9 protein-coding genes are annotated in these 9,318 nt (G+C 59.5%); 6 read left to right on the top strand and 3 right to left on the bottom strand.

The window, feature by feature from the left end; translation table 11 throughout:
* Positions 1-915 precede the first annotated feature (915 nt).
* Entirely contained in the window at positions 916-1,848 is a 933-nt protein-coding gene (locus ACQKEN_RS23750) for a hypothetical protein (protein ID WP_427689262.1), read from the bottom strand.
* Positions 1,849-2,191: 343 nt separating this feature from the next.
* Here ACQKEN_RS23750 and ACQKEN_RS23745 point away from each other — a divergent pair, with 343 nt between their 5' ends.
* From ACQKEN_RS23745 to ACQKEN_RS23735, 3 genes are all read left to right on the top strand, one after another.
* Entirely contained in the window at positions 2,192-2,668 is a 477-nt protein-coding gene (locus ACQKEN_RS23745) for an N-acetyltransferase family protein (protein WP_427689261.1), read from the top strand.
* 360 nt (positions 2,669-3,028) lie between these two features.
* The gene (locus ACQKEN_RS23740; RefSeq protein ID WP_427689260.1) at positions 3,029-3,289 is read left to right on the top strand and encodes a DUF1652 domain-containing protein; all 261 of its coding nucleotides are present in this window, start codon (positions 3,029-3,031) and stop codon (positions 3,287-3,289) included.
* Between the two features lie 87 nt (positions 3,290-3,376).
* Positions 3,377-3,841 (top strand): hypothetical protein, encoded by a 465-nt coding sequence (locus ACQKEN_RS23735; RefSeq protein ID WP_427689259.1) that lies wholly within the window; start codon positions 3,377-3,379, stop codon positions 3,839-3,841.
* A 16-nt stretch (positions 3,842-3,857) separates the two neighbouring features.
* Here ACQKEN_RS23735 and ACQKEN_RS23730 read toward each other — a convergent pair whose 3' ends face one another.
* On the bottom strand, positions 3,858-4,172 hold the full coding sequence (locus ACQKEN_RS23730; RefSeq protein ID WP_427689258.1) for a hypothetical protein: 315 nt from the start codon (positions 4,170-4,172) through the stop codon (positions 3,858-3,860).
* Between the two features lie 940 nt (positions 4,173-5,112).
* Here ACQKEN_RS23730 and ACQKEN_RS23725 point away from each other — a divergent pair.
* Positions 5,113-6,480, top strand: a complete 1,368-nt coding sequence (locus ACQKEN_RS23725; RefSeq protein WP_427689257.1) for a pyridine nucleotide-disulfide oxidoreductase — start codon at positions 5,113-5,115, stop codon at positions 6,478-6,480.
* A gap of 179 nt (positions 6,481-6,659) precedes the next feature.
* Positions 6,660-7,592 carry a ketopantoate reductase family protein gene (locus ACQKEN_RS23720; RefSeq protein WP_427689256.1) on the top strand — a complete coding sequence of 311 codons (933 nt, stop codon included), beginning with the start codon at positions 6,660-6,662 and terminating at the stop codon, positions 7,590-7,592.
* A 23-nt stretch (positions 7,593-7,615) separates the two neighbouring features.
* Here ACQKEN_RS23720 and ACQKEN_RS23715 read toward each other — a convergent pair whose 3' ends face one another.
* Entirely contained in the window at positions 7,616-8,869 is a 1,254-nt protein-coding gene (locus ACQKEN_RS23715) for a M20/M25/M40 family metallo-hydrolase (RefSeq protein ID WP_427689255.1), read from the bottom strand.
* A gap of 163 nt (positions 8,870-9,032) precedes the next feature.
* Here ACQKEN_RS23715 and ACQKEN_RS23710 point away from each other — a divergent pair, with 163 nt between their 5' ends.
* Entirely contained in the window at positions 9,033-9,269 is a 237-nt protein-coding gene (locus ACQKEN_RS23710; RefSeq protein ID WP_427689254.1) for a YdcH family protein, read from the top strand.
* Positions 9,270-9,318 lie beyond the last annotated feature (49 nt).

The following is a 9,318-nucleotide window of genomic DNA, read 5'->3' as shown; positions in this document are numbered from 1 at the left end:
GACGCTCCGTGGGCCCGCGCCGAACGGACATCCATGTCCTGACGGCGCTCTCGCGGCATCCATGCCGCTCGGCCCACTCCGCGTCGTCTGCGTTCGGCCTGCACCCAAGTCGCGATTGGCGTCGTCTGGGCGTTATGTGTTTGAAGATCAGGATCAAAAGCAGGTCAAAAGCAGATCAAAGGCTTCCCGGCTGAAGCCGTTCCTACTGACAGAACGCGCACGCCACTTTGATCGTTCCCGCGCTCCGCGTGGGAATGCATCTGATCGGTCATCGTCGTACCTGCCACAGCGCATTTTTTCTGTAGGAGCCGGCTTGCTGGCGAACGCGGTGGGTCAGGTGTGAATATATCGACTGACACACTGCATTCGCCAGCAAGCCGGCTCCTACGGTGAAATCGCCTGCAGCCAGTGGGACCGGCTTGAGCCGGGAAGCTTGTGATCTGCTTTAAACGCGCTTTTGATCTTCATACGCAAAGGGTTCAGACGACACCAATCGCGACTTGGGTGCAGGCCGAACGTAGACGACGCGCAGTGGGTCGAGCCGCATGGATGCGGCGAGAGCGCCGTCAGGACATGGATGTCCGTTCGGCGCGGGCCCACGGAGCGAGACCGGAGTGAAGGAACCCCGAGGTACGAGGGGCCTAACCAGGAGCAAGCACCCTTGGTTACTTGGGGTGCTTTTCCAAGTAACTCGCCGAAGGCGAAACAGTCTGCCGTTAGGCAGACGCTCTTGATCTCCATGACTGACCAACCCACTTTCTGGCAGACGAAAAAAATCCGCGCTGCCTCCAAGAGAACAGCGCGGATCTTTAATCAATTACTCAATCAATGCACAAACAGTGCAATCAAAATAATGATCGGGATTGGAATGCCGAGGAACCACAGAAGTAGTGAACGCATGATGACTCTCCTTGATCAGCGAGTGCTGGAAGTATTGGAATAAGCACGGGTTTCGACATACGTCACCGCATCACGGCGGCGACCCCCCCAGATGGCAGCGAGGCTGGCGACGAACGCACCGCACAGCAGCGAAACGAATGTCCACAGCGCAGCCATCGCAGCGGCCTTCGCGGCAGCATCGGCAGCCTGTTGAGCTTTCAGCTTGGCATCGGCCACAGCCTGCTTGGCCTGACCATAAACCTGATCAACCCGCGCCTGGGCATCGGCCTGACTCATGTTGGTCCGCTGAGCGACCAGCTGTGCCAGGTAGGTACGGTCTTCCGGAGCCAGCTGACCATCGTTGGCCAGGGTCTTGGTGAAGATACGCACCACAACGCCATGGGCAGCATCATCGCTGACAGCGGCAGGGCGATCATCGCGGAACAGCGAATCGATGTAATAGCCATACTGATCGCTGCTGGTATTGCCCGCTGCAGAACCGGCTGCAGTGGCGGCAGTACCTGCAACACCGGCCACAGCAGTGGCGCCGGCTTTGACGCCGCTGCCGACGATGCCGCTGACCGAACCGACGATCAACACAGCAGCTACCAGCGTAGCCACAGCCCACGACAGGAAGCCATGCGCGGTGTCACGGAAGTAAACTTCGTCACCGTGCATGTTGGCCCATTTGACGCGCAGACGGCCGGCGAGGTAACCGCCGAGGCCCGATGCCACGATCTGCGTCAGCGCAAGCCAGACGACCGTGCTAATACCGATGGTCTTCGCGCTGGCGCCTTCGTTGGCCCAAGGCGACATCGCCGAGAAACCAAGACCCGACCCCAGCAGAACCAGGATAAGGGACAAGGCAGCGGCACCGGCGGCGCCAGCAAAGATGGCACCCCAGGACACGCCCGAGACCGAGGAGGATTCTTCTACAGCGGCAGGGTAAGAATCAGGTGAGACGTTCATTGTGCTGCTCCGTGCGAATGATGTTGTACTTCTCCCCATTACGGTGCACTGCCTGTGCCAGACGCGAATCTCAATAAAAACCTATTAAAATCAATAGCCTTTAGATAAATGAAACCGCTGAAGTCGTGCAAAATGCATGAACGTCCCCAATGCGCGGATGCGTTCTGCCCGGTGAAGGGATTTCCATGACTGTCAAAGGTTTGCGACTATCTCCTTCGGCAAATTCCGCCACCTCGCAACATTCCGGCACATTTCTGCCTGAATGGTGTCTTATAACGTCAGCCCCGCGGGTTGACGGCTATAGTCCGCCCACGGCTCCTGTTTCTTCGAGAGGTAACCCAGCATGTTTGTCCATCGCCCCCTGGAAGAAAAAGACATCCCTTTCATCTGCGACATGCCCCAAAGCATCGACGAGCTCTTCTATATGTTCCCCAAGGCGGTATTTCCGCTGACCCCGGAGCAGTTGACCGAATCCATTGAGCAGCGCTCGGACAACACGGTCATCGAACTGGACGGCCAGGTCGTGGGATTCGCCAACTTTTCCCGCTATGACTTCAGAGGCCGTTGCTCCATGGGCAACGTCATCATCGACCCGCGCTTTCGCTCCAAGGGCGTTGGCCGCTACATGATCGGCTGCATGATGGAGCTGGCGTTCGGCAAGCACGAAGCGGCGGAATTGACCGCTTCCTGCTTCAACCATAACGTCCCGGGGTTGCTCTTCTACCCCAAGCTGGGTTTCAAACCGTTCTCCATTGAGGAGCGCCTGGACAAGAAGGGTGCGCGCGTGGCCCTTATCCACCTCAAGTTGCCTCGCAGCTAGGCTGCCGCAACGTTCAATGAGGTCATTCGTCGGGTGCTTCGCGAGTGCACGACGAATGGAGGAACACAAAAGTTGGCCCGACCAGGCGATAAGCCCGATTATTCCGCCAATTCAACGATGAATGCAGACCGTTCTAATGCGGTGAATCGATTTTCCTCAAACAATCTGCTTCAGGCCCAGCTAAGTGGGGGGATGGCAGTCGTTTGCCTCACTATGGGGCGCGGCGTATAACGTGAATATCCCTGATCGCCGGATAGCGGAAGGGAGCCCGGGAAACATTTCCAGCTTCGTGGAAGTGGTGACTTATAGTCAGGCGAATGGCTGAAAGCAGCACTCAGTCCTGCCTGTGGAGGATTGACGATGATTGCCTGTACGCTCTCTAACCTTGAACTGCGCAGCATCATAGAACGTGCGTTTCTGCCCCTGCGTTGCAATTGCACTGTGTGGGAGGATTTGATGACGGTGGAAGTCATCGATCCTGCGACCGAGCATGTCGAACTGTTCGTTTCCGATATTGCCCTGGACTTCCTCGATAACAGCCACGCCCTGTGCGTGCTGATCCGAGACCTCCAGGCCGAGCTCGAAAAGGCCAGGCATTATCCCCACGCATTGGCGAGCTAAGGGCAGGGCTCTAGCAAAAAATGCCGTTCGGCCTTATGTTGGTCTGCATCGGCCCACAGATGGCCAGGCGGGATATTGAGGATTTGCATGGCGCACGCGCAACCCGAGATCGAAGCGGTACAAGAGCACGAACGAGCGGCGCCTTTGCGCCGTCGGCGCAAGATCATGATCGGCGTCGGCGGCCTGCTGGGTATTGTGGTGGTGGGCGCGGCGACGATTGTCACGATGCTTGAGCATCTGGAAACACGAAATGCCAGCTTTCGACCGCCCATGACGTCGCTGGAAAGGGAGCAACTGCTGCCGCCGGAGCCGGTGCTGGAAGTCAAACCTCAGGTAGAAGGTCTGCGCTACGGTACCGCGATCGTGCCGGCCAATCAGGCTTCGAGCACGGATTCGGTCACGCCTGACCAAGCGGCAGCTTCGCCAACTGCGCTTCTGTTCAGCTCGCCAGCGTTACCGCCTCGCACATCACCCCTTGCCGCTCCTGATGCTCGTTCCGGCAAACCCCTGGGCATCGCTCAGGCGATTCACGTGCATAGCGGCACGCAGTAAGCACGACCCACCTTCCTCAATGCACCCGGCGAAGGTGCTCATTCTCGAAGAGCAGCTTGAACTGCTCTTCGCCGTTATCTTGAACCGCATAGTGCTCACGCACAGGCCCTGCTTCGATGCGGCCATCCACTGCAACGCGAATGACCGCTGATTTGGGCAAATAGTCCGGCACGTCACCGATAATCGTCAGCTCGCGCAGGGCGTGTCCGTCGTGCTCTATGTCAGCCAGTCGTACTCGGCAGGTTGCCTGCATGGGAATAGGCCCAAACAGCGTATCTCGCGAATAATCTATCTCGGCAATGCTGGACCGACGGGATTCATCAGCATTCATCAGGTCACCTCTCTGTCCATGGGAAAGCGCTCAGGCACCACAATGGAGACTTGGCAGGATGGAAAAGTTCTCATCGCTGCCTGCGATAGTTCTCCATTCATCGGAGACGGCGGTGCACGCCTCTGCCGTCCACGAAACTAATCCAAGCAAGCAGGCCTGATAATTCTGGCGTCAATAAGTAAGGCCGAACGTCAATCGTGAGAGACGGATGATTCTAACGTGCGGTGCAGCGTGCAAAAGAAAGCCACTTATATTCATGAGCGACATGCGATCGGAAATTAAATTGCCAAACCGTCTTATTTTATAAATCCATGGACGCTTGTCGGTGCGACGGCATAATGGCGTCATAATTAAATAAACTATATCAATCAATGAGTTACGGATCTAAATAACAAAATAGTACGTTTTCTCAGAAAATTGACACTTCCTCTGATCTTTGCAACTATCACTTTACGTTTTGAACTTGAATGACCCGCGCTTAGTGCAAGCGCTCGACACTTTTCGTCCCGGCACCCATGCCTTCAGACTCGCGATGAGTGGGCGGTAGCGTCCTCCGGGAAATCTGATAACGGGCAATGCAAACAGTCGGCATCCCGGCAGGCTCGGAAGAGGGCCTGCCAACCGGCAAGTATTGTCCCAGAGCCTGCGCCGATTGATTGACCACGTGTTGATCATCCGACCTTCTACAGCCGCCAACGTGACGCGAATCACCGCGGCCGTCTTGCACTGCCTAGTGCAGTAGTTCAGTAACAGCGCGTTTATTTTCAACTTGAAAGTCCAGACATCGCTTCAGCGGTAGCGGTTGAACGCGCACGTAAGTGCGGCGGTTTATAACGCACGTGGCGATACGGTAACGACCCAGCGTGGAGTGACAGTTATGCAAGGAGATCATCTGGAAACCGTTTGCGGTTGCGTAGTAGGAGGTGCCGGACCTGCGGGAATGGGGCTGCTTTTCAACGCATTGAAAAGTGGCGCCATGCCAGAACTGGCCAAGGAAGGTTTAATCATTGTCGACGCAAGTCCCACGCCGGGCACGGGTCGTCTGGGCGATTACCGGATCACCGCCAACTCGGTGGGCGATGTGTTCCTTGATTGTCTGCGCGACCCGGCTTTGCGTGATGTATTCGAACCCCTCGAACATTCGCCCGCTTACTGGCGCATCCGTCGTCAGGCGCAAAGTGCGCCGCAATTGACGGACGTCGCTGAACTGCTGGCGGAAGCTTCGAAGCTGGTACTCGACTTCATTGTCGAGCGCTACGGCGTGAAGTTATGGAGCAGCACGACGATCACCGAAATCGTCCGCGAAGGCGACGACTACCAGGTGTGGGTCGAGTCCGATGGACGCAGTCGGCGTATTCGCAGCCGTGCAGTCGTCCTCAATCTGGGTGGCTGGCAGGACCCCCAGCACCTGCTCGACAGCCTGGCGGATCAAGGCCTCGCGGTACCGCCCTCGGCGCAAATCGAGAGCGCCGATGCGCTGTTGAGGATGAATGCCGTGCAGCTGCGCCACCTTTTCGCGACCACGCTGGCGGCCAAGGGCCGGGTGTGCGTCGTGGGCGGCTCCCACAGCGCGTTCTCGGTGCTGGAAAACCTGGCCGACGCGCTGGAGTTTGCAGGCCTGGAGGAGGTCACGCTGGTACACCGTTCGCCCATCCGCCTGTTTTACGAAACCGCCCAGGCCGCGTTGGACGCGGGTTATGTGTTCGATGCAGCCAGGGATGTCTGCCCGGTTTCGGGTCGGGTCAACCGGTCAGGCGGTTTGCGTTACCGGGCGCTGGACGTGGGCCGTGAAGCCCTGTCCAAAGGCCAGATCGGCAAGACCGGCGTGCGCGTGCAGTTGCTGCAGACCCATCAGGGCCCGGCCGATCAGTTAGAGCTCGCCCGTCAGGCGCTAGCGGAAGCCGACATTGTCGTGCAGTGCACGGGCTATCAGCCGGTGCTGCCGGCATTGAGTCATGCCGGTGGCGAGGCCATCACGCTGATGGAGGTCAAGGGTGGGCTGGATTCCGATCCGTCGGGTTGTCCGCTCGACGCCAGCGGTCAGCGCCTGCATGGCCTGCACCTGTTCGGTCTGGGGGCAGGGCTGGGCGTCGATCCGCGGCTGGGCAGCGAGGCGTCGTTTGACGGCCGCATCTACGGCGTCTGGCAGTTCCATCACGACGCCAGCGGCGTGGTGATCGATTCGGTCCTGACCCGCCTGCAGACCCCGGTCGTACAGCCCGTCCCTGCTGCGCCAAGGCTGGTGTCCAGTCGCAGCGAAGAACGCCTGCCGTTCCTCTGGCCCACGCTGGTCAACGCGCAGTCCTGATGCTCCTTGCAACACTCGAGTCCCGGCGCTCCTTTGGTTAGGCAGCCCGGGATTTTTTTTGCCCGTGATTCAGCCGGCGCAAAATATGTTGGGCGCCATATAAGCAGTTCGCCAGAGTCCGGCCGCTGATCTATTCTGCTTGCCTGACCCTCGACGTTGCATCGAACAGGAACTGACCAATGCGTATTTTGATGGTGGGCGCGGGTGCGATCGGTGGCTATTTCGGTGGCCGATTGCTGGATGCCGGGCGAGACGTGACATTTCTGGTGCGCGAAGGGCGCGCGCAGGAGCTGGAGCGCGACGGGCTGATCGTGCGCAGCCCGCTGGGTAACATCGAATACCCCTCGCCGCCGCAGGTCATGGCGGCGATGCTCGATACGCCCTTTGACCTGATCATCCTCAGTTGCAAGGCCTACGACCTCGACAGCGCCATGGAGTCTTTCGCGCCTGCTGTGGGGCCGGCGACGCTGATCCTGCCGCTGCTCAATGGCATGGCGCATCTGGATCGCCTGGCCGAGCGGTTCTCTCCCGCAAACGTGCTCGGCGGCCAGTGCCTGATTTCGCTGGATCGCGATGCCTCGGGCGCCATCCTTCACTTGAACGACACTAACCAGCTGTCGTTTGGCGAGCGGGACGGCGGGCTGACCCCGCGCATTCAGCAGGTTGCCGAGGCGCTGGGCAATGCAGGATTCGACGCGATCCTGAGTGAACAGATCACCCAGGAAATGTGGGAAAAATGGTGCTTCATCGCGACCGGGGCCGGCATCACCGGATCGATGCGCGCGAGCATCGGCGATGTGGTCGCCAGTGGCGGGGAAGGGCTGATTCTGAAGCTGCTGGATGAGTGCGCCCACGTGGCAGACCACGCCGGGCACCCGCTGCGCAGTGAGGTCCGGCAACGGTTCGAGAAGATGCTGACCGCCCCCGGCTCGAAGATGACCGCGTCGATGCTCAGGGACATCGAGCGCGGTGCGCCCATCGAAGTGCAGCACGTGTTCGGCGAGATGATTGCACGGCGGCCAGGCACCGACAGGTCAGCTCAAGCATCACTGTCGGCGCTCGATTACGTGTATCTGCACCTGCGCACGTATGAGGCGCGGCGGCTCACGTAACAGGCTCGGGGAGCAGCCGTAGGTCACTTGCCCGGAGTGTGCGTCGCCAGCTCCATGATCATCCGCGTCAGCAGGTAGATGCGCGGCGATACGCTGTCGACTTCGGCATATTCCTCGGGTGTGTGAATGTTCCCGCCAACGATGCCGAACCCGTCCAGCGTCGGCACGCCGACCGCGGCCGAGAGGCTTGCATCGGCCGCGCCGCCGCTGCCTTCGATGGTCAGCTTGCGGCCGATCTCGCCGTAGATGCCCTGGGCGATATCGACCAGCTTGTCGGTTTCCGGCGTCTGGGGCATGGGCGGCAAGCCGCGCTCCAGGCGGGTGATCACTTGGGTATCCGGGATCAGTTTGTCCGCCGAGACCCGCGCCAGGTCTTTTTCGATGCGGTCGAATTCTTCCGGCACGGCGGCGCGCACATCGGCCTTGGCGGTGGCCTGATCGGGGATCACGTTGGTGCGATCGCCCGCGTGGAGCACGGTGAAGTTGATCGTGGTCTTCTTCTCGGCATCGCCCAGTTTGCCCAGTTGCAGGATCTGATGCGCCACCTCCATGGCCGCGTTGCGCCCCAGCTCCGGCGCGACGCCGGCGTGAGACGCCTTACCCTTGACCTCGACCACCGCGGTGGCGCTGCCTTTGCGCCAGATCACCAGGCCATCGGCGGGACGTCCCGGTTCCAGGTTCAGGGTCACGTCGTGCTGCTTGGCGACTTTCTGAATCAGCGCGGTGGCGGCGTCCGAGCCGGTCTCCTCGCTGGCGTCCAGCAGGAAGGTGATTTGTGCGTAGTCCTTGAAGTCGAGCTTCTTCAGAATCTTCAGCGCGTAAAGCCCGGCGACGATGCCGCCTTTATCGTCCATGACCCCGGGTCCGTAAGCACGGCCGTCCTTGATGTGGAACGGGCGGGCGGCGGCGGAGCCTTCCTTGAATACGGTGTCCATGTGCGCCATTAGCAGGATCTTTGCCTTGCCGCTGCCCTTGAGCGTCGCGACCACATGCTGGCTCTTGTCCGGTGCGGTGTTTGGGATCATCTCGATGGTTGCGCCGAGCGCCTTGAGCTGGGCGACGACGATGTCACGCACCTGGGTCAGTCCCGGCTCGTAGCCGGAGCCCGAATCGATATTGACCAGTTGCTCCAGCAGCTTCAGCGCGTCGTCCTTGTACTGTTCGGCATCCGCCTGGACCTGTTTGTCTGGCTCGGCGAAGGCAGGCGCTGCCGCAGACAAGGCGATACCGAAAGCCAGCGCGCTGGCGAGAAGAGAACGGGAAAACGGCGAGGTCATGGTCGATCCTTGAAATGGCATGAAAAGGGTTCGACCGATACCCTAGCCCGTTGTACAGGATCGTGCATGTCAAAACGCGTTATTCACATCGGCAAAAACGCCGAACCTTTAAGCTGGGCTACCCTCAACATTCCTACATCAGCCATCAGAGGAGAGGCATCCCATGCCGGTTAAGCACGATTTGTACGCGGACCTGAGCGTTACCAAAGAAGAACTCGCCAAGCTCAAAAGCGGCGACGCGAAGCTCAATGCCCTGGTCGATCATTACGATGAGCTGGACGCCGATATCGTCAGCGCCGAACAGGCAGGGGATGCCTCTGACGATGAACTGAAGAAACTCAAGGAAAAACGGCTGCAGGCCAAAGACAGCATCGCCAGTCACCTGAACACAGCGAGCTGATCGGGTTAAACGGCCTGGTCACTAAAACGGCCGACCTCTTATGGAGGTC

The organism is Pseudomonas sp. NPDC078416 (assembly GCF_050268485.1).
Lineage (GTDB): Bacteria > Pseudomonadota > Gammaproteobacteria > Pseudomonadales > Pseudomonadaceae > Aquipseudomonas.
The sequence above is the reverse complement of the archived record's forward strand: the minus strand, read 5'-3'. Positions and strand labels throughout refer to the sequence as shown.